Annotated in this window: 15 protein-coding genes and 1 tRNA gene; 5 read left to right on the plus strand and 11 right to left on the minus strand. The window is 53.1% G+C overall.

Annotation, left to right across the window (positions count from 1 at the left end):
- Positions 1-32: 32 nt before the first annotated feature.
- From mlaA to ccmA, 10 genes are read right to left on the minus strand one after another with little or no spacing between them, the layout of a single operon-like run.
- Positions 33-788, minus strand: coding sequence for a phospholipid-binding lipoprotein MlaA (gene mlaA, locus AFK62_RS13680; protein ID WP_007665806.1), 756 nt, complete (start codon positions 786-788; stop codon positions 33-35).
- 23 nt (positions 789-811) lie between these two features.
- The gene (gene ccmI, locus AFK62_RS13685; RefSeq protein ID WP_007665808.1) at positions 812-2,011 is read right to left on the minus strand and encodes a c-type cytochrome biogenesis protein CcmI; all 1,200 of its coding nucleotides are present in this window, start codon (positions 2,009-2,011) and stop codon (positions 812-814) included.
- The gene (locus AFK62_RS13690; RefSeq protein ID WP_007665809.1) at positions 2,008-2,469 is read right to left on the minus strand and encodes a cytochrome c-type biogenesis protein; all 462 of its coding nucleotides are present in this window, start codon (positions 2,467-2,469) and stop codon (positions 2,008-2,010) included. The genes ccmI and AFK62_RS13690 overlap by 4 nt, the downstream gene beginning before the upstream one ends.
- Positions 2,466-3,023 carry a DsbE family thiol:disulfide interchange protein gene (locus AFK62_RS13695; protein ID WP_007665810.1) on the minus strand — a complete coding sequence of 186 codons (558 nt, stop codon included), beginning with the start codon at positions 3,021-3,023 and terminating at the stop codon, positions 2,466-2,468. Before AFK62_RS13695 ends, AFK62_RS13690 begins: the two co-directional genes overlap by 4 nt.
- Positions 3,020-4,969 carry a heme lyase CcmF/NrfE family subunit gene (locus AFK62_RS13700; protein ID WP_053531964.1) on the minus strand — a complete coding sequence of 650 codons (1,950 nt, stop codon included), beginning with the start codon at positions 4,967-4,969 and terminating at the stop codon, positions 3,020-3,022. Before AFK62_RS13700 ends, AFK62_RS13695 begins: the two co-directional genes overlap by 4 nt.
- The gene (gene ccmE, locus AFK62_RS13705; protein WP_007665812.1) at positions 4,966-5,445 is read right to left on the minus strand and encodes a cytochrome c maturation protein CcmE; all 480 of its coding nucleotides are present in this window, start codon (positions 5,443-5,445) and stop codon (positions 4,966-4,968) included. Before ccmE ends, AFK62_RS13700 begins: the two co-directional genes overlap by 4 nt.
- The gene (ccmD, locus tag AFK62_RS13710; RefSeq protein ID WP_007665813.1) at positions 5,442-5,636 is read right to left on the minus strand and encodes a heme exporter protein CcmD; all 195 of its coding nucleotides are present in this window, start codon (positions 5,634-5,636) and stop codon (positions 5,442-5,444) included. Before ccmD ends, ccmE begins: the two co-directional genes overlap by 4 nt.
- Positions 5,621-6,373: a heme ABC transporter permease gene (locus AFK62_RS13715; protein WP_053531965.1), complete on the minus strand. Its 753-nt coding sequence runs from the start codon at positions 6,371-6,373 to the stop codon at positions 5,621-5,623. Before AFK62_RS13715 ends, ccmD begins: the two co-directional genes overlap by 16 nt.
- A 43-nt stretch (positions 6,374-6,416) precedes the next feature.
- Positions 6,417-7,076: a heme exporter protein CcmB gene (ccmB, locus tag AFK62_RS13720; protein WP_053531966.1), complete on the minus strand. Its 660-nt coding sequence runs from the start codon at positions 7,074-7,076 to the stop codon at positions 6,417-6,419.
- Complete coding sequence (gene ccmA, locus AFK62_RS13725; protein WP_007665818.1) at positions 7,073-7,690, minus strand: cytochrome c biogenesis heme-transporting ATPase CcmA; 618 nt, start codon at positions 7,688-7,690, stop codon at positions 7,073-7,075. Before ccmA ends, ccmB begins: the two co-directional genes overlap by 4 nt.
- 197 nt (positions 7,691-7,887) lie before the next feature.
- On the opposite strand from ccmA, the gene AFK62_RS13730 reads away from it, so the two are divergent.
- The 3 genes from AFK62_RS13730 to AFK62_RS13740 all read left to right on the plus strand — a co-directional run bounded on the left by AFK62_RS13730 (position 7,888) and on the right by AFK62_RS13740 (position 10,354).
- Positions 7,888-8,838 carry a formate/nitrite transporter family protein gene (locus AFK62_RS13730; protein ID WP_007665820.1) on the plus strand — a complete coding sequence of 317 codons (951 nt, stop codon included), beginning with the start codon at positions 7,888-7,890 and terminating at the stop codon, positions 8,836-8,838.
- Positions 8,839-8,914: 76 nt separating this feature from the next.
- Positions 8,915-8,989, plus strand: a tRNA-Arg gene (locus AFK62_RS13735).
- Positions 8,990-9,166: 177 nt separating this feature from the next.
- Positions 9,167-10,354, plus strand: coding sequence for a tyrosine-type recombinase/integrase (locus AFK62_RS13740; RefSeq protein ID WP_007665822.1), 1,188 nt, complete (start codon positions 9,167-9,169; stop codon positions 10,352-10,354).
- Positions 10,355-11,118: 764 nt separating this feature from the next.
- Here the strand turns inward: AFK62_RS13740 and AFK62_RS13745 are convergent.
- A complete protein-coding gene (locus AFK62_RS13745; RefSeq protein ID WP_053531967.1) occupies positions 11,119-12,078 on the minus strand; it encodes a sensor domain-containing diguanylate cyclase in 960 nt (319 codons plus the stop codon).
- A gap of 339 nt (positions 12,079-12,417) precedes the next feature.
- Here AFK62_RS13745 and AFK62_RS13755 point away from each other — a divergent pair.
- Together AFK62_RS13755 and AFK62_RS13760 are read left to right on the plus strand one after the other, a co-directional pair.
- Positions 12,418-13,538 (plus strand): IS3 family transposase gene (locus AFK62_RS13755; protein WP_085960958.1). Its coding sequence is split into 2 segments (ribosomal slippage): positions 12,418-12,676 and positions 12,676-13,538, totalling 1,122 coding nucleotides; the frame shifts between segments, so codons are not numbered across the junction.
- A gap of 252 nt (positions 13,539-13,790) precedes the next feature.
- Entirely contained in the window at positions 13,791-15,443 is a 1,653-nt protein-coding gene (locus tag AFK62_RS13760) for a methyl-accepting chemotaxis protein (RefSeq protein WP_007668750.1), read from the plus strand.
- Positions 15,444-15,633: the final 190 nt, after the last annotated feature.

Raw genomic sequence — 15,633 nt, forward strand, 5'->3', positions numbered from 1 at the left:
TATTGCATTTGAGGATTCACGTATCCGGTGATTTATTCCGAATCGATATCCTTCAGATCGCCTTCAATCGCCTGCGCGTTCGGGTTTTCATTCGGCTTGAGCTTACCGCCGTTGGCGATAAAGTCGTGACGCTGGAAATACGCCTCGCGCACCAGAATGTAAGGATCGGAAGACTGACGCAGCAGACCGTCGGAATCCAGCAGTTGAGCGCGCGTCTCTACGCCTTCTACCGCCCACTTACCAAGCGACAGCGGCCAGGTCAGCCAGGAGAGTACCGGATACGTGGTATCCGCCATGTCACCCACATCCTCACGCAGCGTAAAGCTGCCATAGAATGGCAGTTGCAGATACGGGCCGTAACCGACGCCATAGTTGCCAAGCGTACTGCCGAAACGGTGCGGCTCTTCGCGCTGCAGTTTCGGGTTCGCCATGCCAGCTACGTCGATGAATCCTCCCATCCCCAGCAGCGTATTCAGGAAGAAACGGGTGAAATGCACCATCCCCTGGTAGGGGTCGCCCTGGAGGAATTTATTGAGCATGGACGCCGGTTCTTCAAGGTTGCCGGTGAAGTTACCAAGCCCGTTACGCGCCGGTTGCGGCACGTAGTCGCGCCAGGCGACAGCCACCGGGCGCAGCACATAAGGGTCGACCACTTCAAAGTTGAAGGTGTACATGGTGCGGTTAAACCCTTCGAAGGGGTCGGAGCGCCCTTGCTGCGGGTCAGACGAGCTGGCGCAGCCCACTAAAAGCGTGGCCCCCAGTGCAAGCCCGGTAAGGCGAAAGTTCATAGCATTCTCCCTGTAAATGGTAACTAACCCGCTCCTGATGGCGAAGGCGCAACCAGGACGTCCACCGGCACCGCCGGGTTGAGCGACGTGAAACGCTGCTCTCCTGTCCAGTCTCCGGGCTGCACGGCCACGTTACCGTCCCGGGAAAGATGTACCTTCACGATGCCTTGCGATACCTGCTCAAGCCCCCGTTCCGGCAGCATGGCGTCTGTATCGTCCAGAGTAATTGTCAGCGGAAAATGGCCCAGCGGCAATTTTTTCACCACTACTGGCATAGCCGAGACGCCATCCGTCACGCTGACAATAAGTATTCCTTTATTTGGCAAGGCTTTTTTTGTTGCGGGTGAGAGCGTGATTTTAACAGCCAGTTTCGCATTGTCCATGCCGCTGTCCACCCTCGCCTGCTGTATGCCTCGCGCAACGGCCATCCGGCGCGGATCGCCCGCAGGAAGCCGCGCGAGCATGGCCTGCCAGATGACGATAGCCTCCGGGTAGCGCTGCGCACGAAACGCGCTGAACGCAAGCAGGCCGGGCGCACGCAAATTATCCGGTGCCTGCGCCATGACATCTTTCAGCATCTGTTCGCCGGTGTCGTTATCATCAGGCTGCGCTGAACGCACCAACACTTCAGCATAGTCGAGCCGCGCTTCGATGCTTTGCGAATTGAGCTGCCAGGCGCGTTTAAAGGCCTCTGTCGCCATCTGCGCGTCGCCCAGCACCATACCGATTCGCCCAAGCATCGCCCAGCCTGCGCCATTTTGCGGGGCGTCCTGCAGTTGCGTGCGCAGCCCAAGTCCAAGCCGCGTCATCGCTTCAATACTGAGCGGCGCGGCGCGCGGATCCATCACCCGCGCCACCAGCGCAGGCGTCTCGCGTGTCGCCGCCTGCCACTGTGTGACCGCATTCAGGCTGTTGGTCGCCATAAATAGTCCGAGGCTGACAGCCGCCACCAGCAGCACGCCCGCCAGTAACACACTGCGCCCAGTCCCCGTGCGGGCAGACGCCGACGACGCCGGAATATCTGCAAGCAGGCTCTGCTGAAGCTCCCGCACCAGCGCCTCTCGCGCAGCAGGCGGCTCGTTGTCCAGCTCGCGCAGGCGCGAATGATAAAGCGCCCGGTTCAGCGCATCGCGGTCGGCGGCACGCCGGTCACGCCACGGGAATAACACCAGCCCCGCGACGGCGATCAGCAGCACGACGATGGCCGTCATGATTAGCGTCATGGGCGTGTATCCTCCTCACCCAGCAACGCGCGCAGCCGCTGCTGTTCTTCATCAGTGAGTGGCGCAGGCGCCTGACGCAGCCTCCGGGCGCGTAGTACCAGCACACCCGCGCCGCCTGCCGCAAATAGCGCGGGCAACAGCCAGAGCATTATCGTGGCGGGCGTGACGGGCGGTTCGTAAGTCACAAAATTCCCGTAACGCGCCACCATATACGCCACAATCTGCTCGCGGCTCTGCCCCTGTTGCATCAGTTCATAGACCTTCTGGCGCATATCGGCGGCAATCATTGAGCCGGAATCCGCGATGCTGTTGTTCTGGCACTTTGGGCAGCGTAATTCGCTGATAAGCTCACGGAACTGTTGTTCCTGCGCCTCGCTCGCAAAAGGATAAGCGTCGATGGCAGCAAACGTATTACACGCCAGCAGCAGACCGGCCAGCAGACTCCACAGGCGCTTCATGCCCCGCCCTCCCGGTTGAGTGCATCCCACAGCGGTTTGATTTCCTTGCGCCAGACGGTGTCGTTAAGCTCGCCCGCGTGGCGATAGCGAATGATCCCGCGTGCGTCGATAACAAAGGTCTCTGGCGCGCCGTAGACTCCCAGATCCAGCCCCAGCATGCCACTGCCGTCAAACAGGCTCAGCGCATAAGGGTTGCCGAGGGTATTGAGCCACGACACCGCTCTGGCGCGATCGTCTTTATAATTCAGCCCCACCACCCGCACGCCCTCGGCGGCAAGCCCGTTCAGAAACTGATGCTCAGCCCGGCAGGTCGGGCACCAGGTCGCCCAGACATTAATCAGCAGGGGTCTGCCGTCTAATAGCGTCGCGCGTTCATAGGTGACGTCTGGGTCATCAAGCGCCGCGAGCCGGAAAGCGGGTAGCGGCTTGCCGATAAGAGCCGATTCCAGCTGCGACGGGTCATCGCCTGCGGCGTTGCGCGTCAGTTGCCAGAGCAGGACGGCGGCGAGCAGCAGAAACAGCGCCAGGGGGATGAGTAACAGGCGGCGTGTCATGCGGCCTCCTGAAGTTTTTTTAACCGGTAGCGCGGGTCAAGCATACACAGCAGCCCGCCGAGCGCCATTAACAACCCGCCGTACCAGATCCAGCGTACAAACGGTTTGTAATAGAGACGCACGGCCCAGCTGCCGTCGTTAAGCTCTTCACCCAGCGCCGCGTAGAGATCGCGTGTCAGCCCACTGTCGATAGCGGCTTCCGTCATCACCACGCGGTTGCTGTTATAGGCGCGTTTCTCGGCACGCAGCGTCGCTTCTGGCTTACCGTCGCGCCGCACATCAATAATGCCCACGGTACCGCGCCAGTTTGGCCCCTGCGCATCCCGCACCTCGCGGAAAATAAACCGGTAGTGATGGATATCGACGCTATCGCCCGCCCTCATGCGCACGTCGCGCTCAACGCTGTAATTCTGGCTGAAGGCGATACCGACCACGGTCACTGCAAGCCCGACATGACCAAACGTCATGCCCCAGTGGCTGCGGCTCAGTTTTCGCAGCCCGCGCCACAGGCCGTGGCGGTGCGTGGCGCGCTCGTGTAGCTCCATCAGCGTTAATACCAGTACCCACACCGCCATCATCAGCCCGACAACCATCATCCCTTTAACACTGTCCTGCATCAGCCACGGCAGCGCCAGTGAGGCGGCGAGCGTCACCGCCAGCGCCGCCAGCAGACGACGGCGCAGCGTTTGCGGCTCATCGCGCCGCCAGCGCACCAGCGGCCCGACGCCAAGCAGCAGCGCGAACGGGGCCATCAGCGCACTGAACAACAGATTAAAAAACGGCGCGCCGACAGAAATCGAGCCCAGCCCCATCGCCTTGTGCACCAGCGGCAACAGCGTACCGAGCAGTACCACCAGCATGGCGGTGATAAGCAAAATGTTGTTGCCAAGCAGAAAGCTTTCGCGCGACCAGAGCGCATTGCCGACGCGCGCGCGCACGCTGCCGCCTTTGATGGCGTAGAGCAACAGCGAACCGCCGATAACGATGACCAGCAGCGCCAGAATAAACATACCGCGGGCCGGATCAGAGGCGAACGCGTGCACCGACACCAGCACGCCGGATCGCACAAGGAATGTGCCAAGCAGGCAGAGCGAAAAGGCGGTAATGGCGAGCAGCACCGTCCAGGCGCGGAAGCTGCCGCGCTTTTCCGTGACCGCCAGCGAATGCATGAGCGCGGTGCCCGCAAGCCACGGCATCAGCGAGGCGTTTTCGACCGGATCCCAGAACCACCAGCCGCCCCAGCCCAGCTCGTAATACGCCCAGGCGGAGCCAAGCACGATACCGATAGTCAGAAACACCCACGCCGCCTGCGTCCAGGGCCGCGACCAGCGCGCCCAGGCGGTATCAAGCCGCCCGGTAAGCAGCGAGGCCACGGCAAAGGCAAACGCGACTGAAAACCCGACATACCCCATATAAAGTAACGGTGGATGGAAAATCAGTCCGATATCCTGCAACAGCGGATTGAGATCGCGCCCCTCAATCGGGTAGCCCGGCAGCGTGCGCGCGAATGGGTTAGAGGTGAGCAGAATAAACAGTAAAAAAAAGAAATTAATCCCGCCCATCACCGAGAGCACGCGCGCGGTAGCCTCCTGCGGCATACCACGGCTATAGAGCGCCACGGCAAGCGTCCAGCCACCCATCAACAGCACCCAAAGCAGCAACGAGCCTTCATGTGCCCCCCAGGTCGCCGCCACGCGATACCAGACCGGCAGTTCAGTGTTGGAATTATTCGCCACATAAAGCACAGTGAAATCGTTCATCACGAACGCCTGCACCAGGATCAGGAACGCGCCCAGCAGGCAGGCAAACAGCGCAACGGCGAGCGGGCGCGCCAGCGCCATTAAGCGCGGCGCCTGACGCATCGCCCCCCACTGCGGCCAGAGTGCAAGCAGCAGCGCAAGCCCGGCGGCGAGACACAGCAGAAAATTACCGATTTCCGGCATCATGGACGGACATCCTTATACGCCTGCGGCGCTCGCGTGTGGTTCTTCTCCATCGCGGCTTTAACCTCAGGCGGCGTGTAGTTTTCGTCGTGCTTCGCCAGCACTTCGTGCGCCTCGATGCGGTGGTTTTCACCAAGCACCCCCTGCGCCACTACGCCCTGCCCTTCACGGAACAGGTCAGGCAGAATGCCGTCGTAATCGACATCCACCATGCCGCGCGCGTCATACAGCCGGAAGCTGACTTTCAGGCTTTGACTGTCGCGCTTCACGCTACCCGGCAGCACCATCCCGCCGACGCGTAGCCGTTGGCGGGGTTCGGGTTTCGTCTGCGTGTCGCCTTTGCCATAGAGGATTTCACCGGGCGTATAGAAGAGATCGATATTGGCGCGCAGCGCATAAAGCACCAGCGCAAGTGTCAGCCCAAGACCCGCCAGCACAGCAAGCGCCAGCCAGAGCCGGGTTTTACGGCGCGGCGTCATGGGTGTGTCTCCGCCTTCATACGGCGGCGCTCGCGCGCCTGCCGTCTGGCGATATCCCGGCGTAGCGCGCGGCGCGCCCAACGCGTATGGGCTATCAGCAAGGCCAGCGGCAGTACGGTCATCACCACGGCCAGCCAGACATAAAAGGCGTAGCCGCCCATATAAAAAAACGTATTTAACGCGGCGGACATGCAGCGCCCCCCTCGTTATTGAGCGCAGCGGCAACCCACGGGCGATGGCGCTCCTGGAACAATACCAGGTTGCCAAGGCGCATTAGCGTGAGCGTTATAAACAGGCACAGAAACCCTGCGATATTCCAGCGCAGCGGCGCACGCATGCTTGGGTCGATGCTTTGTTGCAAATTAGTCGAGCCCTGATGCAGCGTGTTCCACCACTCCACCGAATAGTGAATGATGGGCAGATTCACCACACCTGCCAGCACCAGCACACCAGCAGCGCGTCCCGCAAGGCGACGGTCATCAAAAGCATGCCAGAGCGCTATCACTCCCGCGTACAGAAACAGCAGGACGAGTTCAGAGGTGAGCCGCGCATCCCAGATCCACCATGTCCCCCACATTGGTTTGCCCCACGCAGAGCCTGTGACCAGCGCGATAAAGGTATAGACCGCGCCCACCGGTGCCATTGCCATAACGCCGAGATCGGCCACTCGGTGCTGCCACACCAGCCCGATAAACGCCGCCACGGCCATCGAGGCGTAAATTCCCATCGACCCCATCGCCGCCGGCACGTGCAGATACATAATCCGGTAGCTGTCGCCCTGCTGGTAATCGGGCGGCGCGAAGACAAATCCCCAGATGCAGCCGGTCGCAAGCAGCCCGGCGCTGAGGCACGCGAACCACGGGGTAAGCCGTCGGCAAAGCCCATAAAGCCGTTCAGGCCGGGCCCAGGGGTGTAAGAATTTCCACATGTTGTTGCTCACATAAACGTTAGCGCCCGCCAGGCGGGCAGGCTTACTGAATAACGATGCGCAGCGCCGCCGCGGTCGCGAATGGCGTCAGCGTCGCGCTGGCGGTAAAAAAGGCGCCGCAGAGCGCGAAAAACCCGCCGGTGGGCAGTTGCATGACGGCCGCGTCCACCGCGGCGGTCGAGAAAATCAGCAGCGGCACCGCAAGCGGCAAAATTATCAGGCTCAGCAACATGCCGCCACGGCGCAGACTGACCGTCAATGCCGCGCCCAGCGCGCCGAGAAAGCTCAGCGTTGGCGTGCCAAGCAGTAGCGTCAGCGTCAGCGTCAGAGCGGCGTGCCCGTCAAGCCCCAGCAAAAGTGCGGCGAGCGGCGAGAGCACCACCAGCGGCAATCCGGTCGCTACCCAGTGCGCGGTCACTTTCGCGATAACCACCTGCCACAGCGGCACGGGCAGCAGCATTAGCTGTTCAAGCGCGCCGTCGCGCCAGTCGTCACGAAACAGCCTGTCCATCGCCAGCAGTGATGACAGTAGCGCCGCCACCCATACCACGCCGGGCGCGATGCGCGCGAGGAGGTGCGGTTCCGGGCCGATGCCAAGCGCGAACAGCACAATCACTACCAGAAAGAACCCGAGCGGGTTGAGCAACTCAGCGCCGTGGCGCGCGGCGAGACGCAGCTCGCGCCCGATAATCCCCCCCATCATGCCGCGGCTCCGGCAGTCAGGCTTAACGTACGAAGCTTGCAGGCAAGTGCTCGCAGCGGCTGGTGCGTCGTCATGATGATAGCGCCACCACGCGCCGCCTGCGCCTCAAGGCGACACGTCAGGGTTTCACTGCCCACGGCATCCAGCGCCGTCAGAGGCTCATCAAGCACCCAGAGCGGCGCGTCGCTAAGCCACAACCGCGCCAGCGCGACGCGCTGCTGCTGACCTGCCGAAAGCTGGCCGACCGGCACATCTTCTTCCCCGGCAAGCCCGATAGCCGCAAGCGCCGCCCAGCGCGCGTCACGGCGGGTGTGCGGGTGATAGAACGCGAGGTTCTCATCGGCAGTCAGCGACGCTTTGATGCCAGGCTGATGCCCAAGCCACAAGAGTTCGCGGTGAAACGCCTCGCGATGACGCGTGAGTGGTTCGCCGCGCCAGTAAACCTCGCCCTCTTCCGGGCGCGCCAGCCCAACCAGCAGGCGCAGCAGCGACGTTTTCCCGGCCCCATTCGCCCCGCTGACATGCATGACCTCGCCTGGCGATACGCGAAACGACAGCGCGCTAAACAGCAGACGCTCGTCGCGCAGGCAGGCAAGTTGGCGGGCTTCTAACATGGGGCGGCTCCTTTCAGACAAGTCGGGAATAGTAACACAGGGGCATGACGCGGCCACCTCATGCGCCGCGCAGGCGGCGAATCCCTGCGCAACCGCCCGCAAATTCGCGCGAGGCAGACCGAATTGTCTGCTTTTCTTTGTAACGTCCGCCGACGCGCTACGCTTAACAGAGCCCCCTTTTCTGACAGGAGCCCCAGATGGACAAGATTGGTGAGGAAAAAATCGACGACGCCGATGAGCTGGAAGTCGAGAGCGAAGAGAAAAAAAGCGGTAAAGAGATTGAGGTGGATGAAGAAGCGCTGCCTTCGCGCGCGATGGCCATTCATGAACATATTCGCCAGGATGGCGAAAAAGAGATGGAGCGCGACGCGATGGCGCTGTTCTGGTCGGCTATCGCCGCCGGGCTGTCGATGGGCGCGTCACTGCTCGCCAAAGGGATTTTTCACGTGCATCTCGAGGGCGTTCCCGGCGGTTTCTTGCTGGAAAACCTTGGCTACACCTTTGGTTTTATTATCGTCATCATGGCGCGCCAGCAGCTTTTTACCGAGAACACCGTGACGGCCGTATTGCCCGTGATGCACAACCCCACCGGCACAAATATGCTGCTGCTGCTGCGTCTCTGGGGCGTGGTGTTGCTGGGTAATATCGTCGGCACCGGCCTTGCCGCGCTGGCATTTGAGTTTATGCCGATTTTTGATGAAGCCACGCGCGACGCCTTTGTGACCATTGGTATGGAAGTGATGCATTTCACGCCGGGCGAGATGTTTGCCAACGCGATTATCTCAGGCTGGATCATCGCAACGATGGTGTGGATGTTCCCGGCCGCAGGTGCTGCGAAGATTGTGGTGATTATTCTGATGACATGGCTTATCGCGCTTGGCAACACGACGCACATCGTGGTCGGCACCGTTGAAATTCTCTACCTGGTCTTTAACGGGACGATCCACTGGAGCGAGTTTTTCTGGCCGTTTGCCCTGCCGACGCTTGCGGGCAATATCATCGGCGGAACGTTTATCTTCGCACTGTTGAGCCATGCGCAGATCCGTAACGACATGGCGGCGCAGAAAAAAGAACAGGCCAACGCGCAGGCGAAAAGCGAGAAGATAATTACGCAAAAAGAGGAAGAAGCACGACGCGCTGCACGCTAGATGTGGCGACGAAGTGAACAAACAGGCAGTTAAGCCCTTAACGGCGGTGTAAAAATGAGTATACTTACGCCGCCTCGTCCCCTTAGTTAAATGGATATAACGAGCCCCTCCTAAGGGCTAGTTGCAGGTTCGATTCCTGCAGGGGACGCCATCTCATAGTTCGCCCGCCTCCGTTAAAGTTCGCAAATCTTACTTAAACCCAGTCCACAAGCCATTCCAGTGTTCGTTCTTGTTCGCATCAGTTCATTGAAAGCCTCATTTTTTCTTGGGTAAATTTTGGGTAAAATAGTTTTACCCATCAAATTTTTACCCAGTGGGGTTTTACCCAATGCTTACTATTAAGCAGATCGACGCAGCCAAACCTAAAGAAAAGCCCTACCGTTTAGCCGATGGGAATGGGCTATATCTTTACGTGCCAGTGAGCGGAAAAAAGGTTTGGCAGGTCCGTTATCACATTGGCGGGAAAGAAAAAATCCATACTGTCGGCAAATACCCTGAGATCGGCCTGGCAGATGCCAGAAGCATGACTTTCGAACTTAAACGCGATCTTGCTCTTGGGGTTAACCCTGCGGTTAAGAAGAAGCAACAGGAGACCAAACCGGATACCTTCGGCTCAATCTTCGAGGAATGGTATAGGCACAAAAAGCAGGTGTGGTCAGAAGGATATGCCGATGAACTACGCAGAATGTTTGATGCAGACATTTTGCCGTTTCTTGGCGGCATGGCTTTAGAAGAAATAGAACCCATGACGCTTTTAGCGGTGCTACGTCGGTTCGAAGATCGTGGTGCAATGGAACGGGCCAATAAGGCACGTCGGCGCTGTGGAGAGGTATTTCGCTATGCCGTAGTAACCGGTAGAGCTAAATATAACCCTGCTCCTGATCTGGCAGATGCTATGAAAGGATACAGGAAAAAGAATTTCCCGTTTCTGCCAGCTGATCAGATACCTGCTTTCAATCAGGCGCTGGCAGGCTATGGTGGGAGCATAGTTTCTCGCACTGCTACTCAGGTGCTTCAATATACGGCAATGCGTACAAAAGAGTTGCGCTCTATGCTTTGGCAGAACGTCGATTTTGAAAACCGGATTATCTTAATCGATGCGGAAGTGATGAAAAATCGCAAACAACATTTGGTTCCGATGTCGCAGCAGGTCTACGATCTTTTAAAACATCTTCAACCCATCACTTCGCTTTCGCCATTCGTGTTTGCCGGGCGAAACGATAAGCTCAAACCTATTAGCGAGAACACCGTATTACAGGTTATCCGCCAGATCGGGTACGAGGGTTTAGCAAGTGGTCATGGCTTTCGGCACCAGTTTAGCACCATCCTTAACGAGCATGGCTGGCCTCAGGATGCCATAGAACGTCAGCTCGCTCATGCTGATCGCAATAACATTCGCGGTATATATAACCATGCACAATACCTTGATAAACGCCGGGAAATGATGCAATGGTGGGCTGATTGGTTAGATGGGTGTCTATTGCAGCAACCACCATTCGCTAATTATAAATTGTAATCACTGCCAATATTACCATGAAAAAATAATTCTTGAGGGGTTTAAAATGCAATCTACAAAAAATTATTAAACAAATATTTATTTTATAGAGCTAAAAAAAAGTGTTCGTCCTCCCATTTAACCATAAATCTTACGGCACTTTAATATGGCAAGCCTGCAAAAACCTTGGAATTATTATTGACTCATCTAAATTTTAAAATACCAACTTTTATCAAATCATGGTAAAGGATATAACGGAGTGCTTTTTTACGCCTTAATTAACGTCATAACCATACGCTAAAGATAACCGTTATTGGTAGATGTATATGTTATTTACGGCAGAAGCTGATCCGCTTTCATTTTTACAGCAGTAGGACCTTTAGCACCATATGTAGCTCTGTATAAAGCATCTCAACAACCGCCCCTCGGAAGATCGCATTAGTGTATTCTTTCATAGCGAAGTCCTGAATATAAAGCAGCTGATTTTCAATGCTACAAGGACGGCAAATCACGTCGACTGATTATTCTTTAGCAATAGTCATTTGATCCGATAAATTAATGGTAATTCAGAATTCCAAACCCCTTGATGTCACACCCATAGAGTAGTTACCATACGACAGATGAGTCTTTTCTAACCAGAACTGTTCGGCTATAACCCTCATCAGGATCATGCTTTACGATCGTATCTCTATTTGCTTCGTGATCTCACTATCGAGCTCTTTTATTGAACAATCAAAAGATGTGTATTATATACATAATTAATTTAAATTATAAGTTAGGCCTTGCTATGACATTAATAGCTTTTTATTTTTTTTAATTAGATACATTTTCTCATCTGCATCTCTCATAATATCCGCATAATCATGGTGATGCTTCTCATCATACTCCACAACTCCAGCAGAGAAAGTTAAATGATAAGGTTTATTTTGTTTTAAATTATGTTTCATAAGCATTTCAGAAAGTTGATTGATAAACTCATTTGCGTGCTTAATTGTTGCATAAGGAAGTAATACTCCGAACTCATCACCACCCAGTCTGGCAACAATGCTATTTTCTGGTGAAACATTCTCTAACACTTCTGAAAATGTTAGGAGCGCCTGATTACCTTCAGCATGACCAAACACATCATTAATAGGTTTGAAATCGTTTAAATCTATTATTGCCACACAAAAAACCTTCTTCCTTTTACGAGATTTTTTGAGCGTTTCCTCCGTAATTAAAGAGAATAAACGGCGATTACTGAGCGCAGTTAATGAATCCGTAGTTGCCATGTTCATTATGCGAAATTCATCTTCGACAATTCCAGCCAGGTCTCGAAGTAGTTGCATCTCCTCCTCTGAAAAATCTCTAGGTTTTGTATCAATTATACATATAGAACCTATAATTTCACCATTAGGCACTTTTACAGGATATCCAGCATAAAAACGGATATATGGCGCATCATTTACAAGCATGGTATTTTTAAAGCGAGAATCCTTTTGAGCATCATGAACAACCAGTGGCTCTCCATCTTCGACTATATATGTACAAAAAGATTCTTTTCTTGGTGTAGAACGAACATCAATACCATGATTTGATTTGAACCATTGCCGATCCTTATCCATGAGGGATATAAGAGAAACAGGAATATCAAAGAGCTTGCATGCTATTCTGGTCAATCTGTCGAATCGTTCTTCTGATTCTGTATCAAGAATACCTAAAGCATATAAAGCAAACAGGCGCGCTTCTTCTTTACTTTTAGACATTTAACCACTCCTAAAAAATGACAATCTACTCAAAAAAATTCGAAAAAAACCTCACTTACAGGTAGAATGTGTTTTAGAAATTTTACGAACCTCACTATTTATGTGCTTTTTATTTAAAATAACATTACATAAAAAATTAATTGCTGATTCAAAATTATATCTACTAAGGAAAGAAACTTCTTGTTATTGTTATTATATAATAATAATATTAAGTTAATCGTTCGATTAACGATACAAAAATCATTTATTTCTCTTGAAACAGAAGCCTTGACCTGCTCCCCGATGATTAACACACCGCGATGTTAGTAATGTCTTCATAAGCCACATGAGGACATCCCCATGAAGAAGCGTTTTTCCGACGAACAGATCATCAGTATCCTCCGCGAGGCTGAAGCCGGGTTTTCTGCCCGTGAGCTCTGCCGCAAGCACGCCATTTCCGACGCCACCTTTTATACCTGGCGTAAGAAGTATGGCGGTATGGAGGTGCCCGAAGTTAAGTGCCTGAAGTCGCTTGAGAAAGAGAACGCCAGACTCAGGAAGCTGCTTGCCGAAGCCATGCTGGATAAGGAGGCACTTCAGGTGGCTCTGGGGCGAAAGTACTGACGACAGACCAGAAGCGGAAAGTCGTTGAGTTTATGTGTGATGCGACCGGTCTGTCGCAACGTCGTGCCTGCAGGCTTACAGGTTTGTCCCTGTCGACCTGCCGCTATGAGGCTCAGCGTCCGGCGGCTGATGCGCATTTATCAGGGCGCATCACTGAGCTGGCACTGGAGCGCAGGCGTTTTGATTACCGGCGCATCTGGCAGTTGCTGCGCCGTGAAGGCCTTCATGTTAATCACAAGCGCGTGTACCGCCTTTATCATCTGAGCGGGCTGGGCGTAAAACGCAGACGACGTCGTAAAGGGCTGGCAACAGAACGTCTGCCGCGGCTCCGCCCGACAACGCCGAACCTGACCTGGTCGATGGATTTTGTCATGGACGCGCTCGCCACTGGTCGAAGGATCAAGTGCCTGACCTGTGTGGACGACTTCACGAAGGAGTGTCTGACAATTACCATCGCATTCGGAGTCTCAGGCGTTCAGGTCACGCGTGTTCTGGACAGTATTGCACTGTTTCGGGGTTATCCGGCAACGATAAGAACTGACCAGGGGCCGGAGTTCACCTGCCGCGCGCTGGATCAATGGGTCTTTGAGCATGGTGTTGAGTTGCGCTTAATCCAGCCAGGCAAGCCAACGCAGAACGGATTTATTGAGAGCTTTAACGGACGATTTCGCGATGAATGTCTGAATGAACACTGGTTCAGCGATATCGTTCACGCCAGGAAAATCATTAATGACTGGCGGCAGGATTATAACGAGTGTCGTCCACATTCAGCACTGATTGATCAGACGCCATCAGAGTTTGCAGCACGGTGGCGGAATGGGAAATGTGAAGGTAAACAAACCGACATTACTAACTGATGGTTGTATCTAATACTGGAGGCAGGTCACCAGAGCTCTCCACACAGCTTTCATTACGGATATCATCATTAGCACGCTAATCTAACATCTCAAATGTATTCCCATCAAAAAAAACAAGTCTCTGAAATCATTGCTAAAAAAAAACAAGAAAAGCTATAAATATTATCATACCCAAGCCGATAACTATTCTAGTTGATTTGCTTTAAGAATATCTTGCTAACTCATGAAACATGACAAAAAAGGATGAGAGACATGTCAATCACGCAAAGGCTTATACTGACATTTTCATTACTTTCAACTGCTTTGGTAACAATGGTAATCGTAACAATCGTTGTACTTGGAAATTTTCAGTCACGTTTTGACTATGTACAGGGAAATACAATACCTTCAGTTATTAATATCGGTAAAATGATTAACGATAGCAACATGCTTATTATCTGGATGTATCGTCATCAAACAGCGATAGACCCGGCAAGACAAGCTCAAGTTGAAAAAGAGATTGATAATACGATAAACCGTATTAGTACAGAGAACAATTTTTACCTGCAATATCAAGTATCAAATGATGAAGACCGTAAGATATCTGAAACAGCAAACCATATCCTTCAAACTATCCGTAAAAGAATTCCTACATTCTTAGAGGGATCACGAGCACAAAATGATGCGGTCGCTCTTACAGAGCTACGCAATGAAAGTGGAGTTGGTGCTGCTGCACGTCAGCTTATTGCTATCTACCAAAAACAGCTCAAGTTAAATGAAAACATCAGCAAAACTCTAAGCAAAGAAAATGATACATCTTATTATGAAACACTTTGGGGACTGAGCATTGCCTCAGCAACCGTTATTCTGATATTAGGTTTTTTTACTCTTAAAACCATTTTCTCGATTCGTAGCCAACTCAATAACATGCGTCAGACGTTGCAAAACGCCAGTGAACGACTAGATCTTACGTTGCGTGCAGATGACACGCGTTCAGATGAAATTGGGATGACGGCAAGAGCATATAATGCCTTGGCAGCAAATGTGGCTTCTTCACTTTGTGCTGTCGAAGCCTCCGCACAATCGGTTAGTTCTGCATCTGGCCAAATATCAGCTGGTAATGAAGATCTATCTTCGCGTACAGAAGAACAGGCAGCATCGCTGGAACAGACTGCTGCCAGCATGTCAGAATTAAGCGAAACCGTACGCCAGACAGCTGAAAACACCCAGATTGCAAGCCAACTAGCAAATAATGCCCGTAAAATATCTGATGATAGTCAGTTACGGGTAACTACTATGCTAACTACTATGAGTAATATCCGCGATAGTTCAACAAAAATTACTGACATTATTGCACTTATTGAAGGTATCGCGTTTCAAACTAATATTTTGGCTCTCAATGCTGCGGTTGAAGCTGCGCGAGCCGGTGAACAAGGTAGAGGTTTTGCAGTGGTGGCTGGCGAGGTGAGAACTCTGGCACAGCGCTCTTCTTCTTCAGCTCGTGAGATCAAAGAGCTGATCGAGAATTCGATGCAGTATGTAGAGGCAGGATCAATACAGGCAGAAGGTGTAAGCCAGAACATAGCTAAAATGAACGACGCAGTTCGTCAGGTAGCTGACATTGTACAAGAAATCTCGGTTGCAGCGCACGAACAGGCACAGGGTATTAACCAAGTTCATATTGCCGTAAACCAGATGGATGACGTAACCCAGCAGAATGCGGCTCTGGTTCAGCAGGCATCGGCGGCTTCTCAGTCGCTGATGGAGCAAGCAGCCTCGCTGAACCAACTAGTAGGGATGTTCACTATTGCAAAGAATAGAAGCTTACAAAGTGATGCGAATAATACTGCACCTTCCGTCGAGGTAGAAAAGACACAGCGCCCAGCATTGTCTTCAGCGTCAGACGATAGTTGGCAGAGCTTCTAGCTTGTAAATCTCACGCAGCGGTGCTATCAAGAGTTTTACACCGCTGCATTTTAAGATATGAACTCGGCTTCAACTATAATTAACTCCCTTGAGTCAGCTCTAGGACAAAAAGTATTGTAATTACTGACATGCATTTAACTGACTTGAGTTTATTGCATCATATATGTTTTACAATCCTCTATCCTGATCT

It is taken from the genome of Cronobacter condimenti 1330 (genome assembly GCF_001277255.1).
Classification (GTDB): domain Bacteria; phylum Pseudomonadota; class Gammaproteobacteria; order Enterobacterales; family Enterobacteriaceae; genus Cronobacter; species Cronobacter condimenti.

Excerpts from the sequence above, each read along its gene's own strand:
- mlaA (WP_007665806.1), bottom strand. The coding sequence starts at position 788 with ATGAACTTTCGCCTTACCGGGCTTGCACTGGGGGCCACGCTTTTAGTG.
- ccmI (WP_007665808.1), bottom strand. The coding sequence starts at position 2,011 with ATGACGCTAATCATGACGGCCATCGTCGTGCTGCTGATCGCCGTCGCG.
- AFK62_RS13690 (WP_007665809.1), bottom strand. The coding sequence starts at position 2,469 with ATGAAGCGCCTGTGGAGTCTGCTGGCCGGTCTGCTGCTGGCGTGTAAT.
- AFK62_RS13695 (WP_007665810.1), bottom strand. The coding sequence starts at position 3,023 with ATGACACGCCGCCTGTTACTCATCCCCCTGGCGCTGTTTCTGCTGCTC.
- AFK62_RS13700 (WP_053531964.1), bottom strand. The coding sequence starts at position 4,969 with ATGATGCCGGAAATCGGTAATTTTCTGCTGTGTCTCGCCGCCGGGCTT.
- ccmE (WP_007665812.1), bottom strand. The coding sequence starts at position 5,445 with ATGACGCCGCGCCGTAAAACCCGGCTCTGGCTGGCGCTTGCTGTGCTG.
- ccmD (WP_007665813.1), bottom strand. The coding sequence starts at position 5,636 with ATGTCCGCCGCGTTAAATACGTTTTTTTATATGGGCGGCTACGCCTTT.
- AFK62_RS13715 (WP_053531965.1), bottom strand. The coding sequence starts at position 6,373 with ATGTGGAAATTCTTACACCCCTGGGCCCGGCCTGAACGGCTTTATGGG.
- ccmB (WP_053531966.1), bottom strand. The coding sequence starts at position 7,076 with ATGATGGGGGGGATTATCGGGCGCGAGCTGCGTCTCGCCGCGCGCCAC.
- ccmA (WP_007665818.1), bottom strand. The coding sequence starts at position 7,690 with ATGTTAGAAGCCCGCCAACTTGCCTGCCTGCGCGACGAGCGTCTGCTG.
- AFK62_RS13730 (WP_007665820.1), top strand. The coding sequence starts at position 7,888 with ATGGACAAGATTGGTGAGGAAAAAATCGACGACGCCGATGAGCTGGAA.
- AFK62_RS13740 (WP_007665822.1), top strand. The coding sequence starts at position 9,167 with ATGCTTACTATTAAGCAGATCGACGCAGCCAAACCTAAAGAAAAGCCC.
- AFK62_RS13745 (WP_053531967.1), bottom strand. The coding sequence starts at position 12,078 with ATGTCTAAAAGTAAAGAAGAAGCGCGCCTGTTTGCTTTATATGCTTTA.
- AFK62_RS13760 (WP_007668750.1), top strand. The coding sequence starts at position 13,791 with ATGTCAATCACGCAAAGGCTTATACTGACATTTTCATTACTTTCAACT.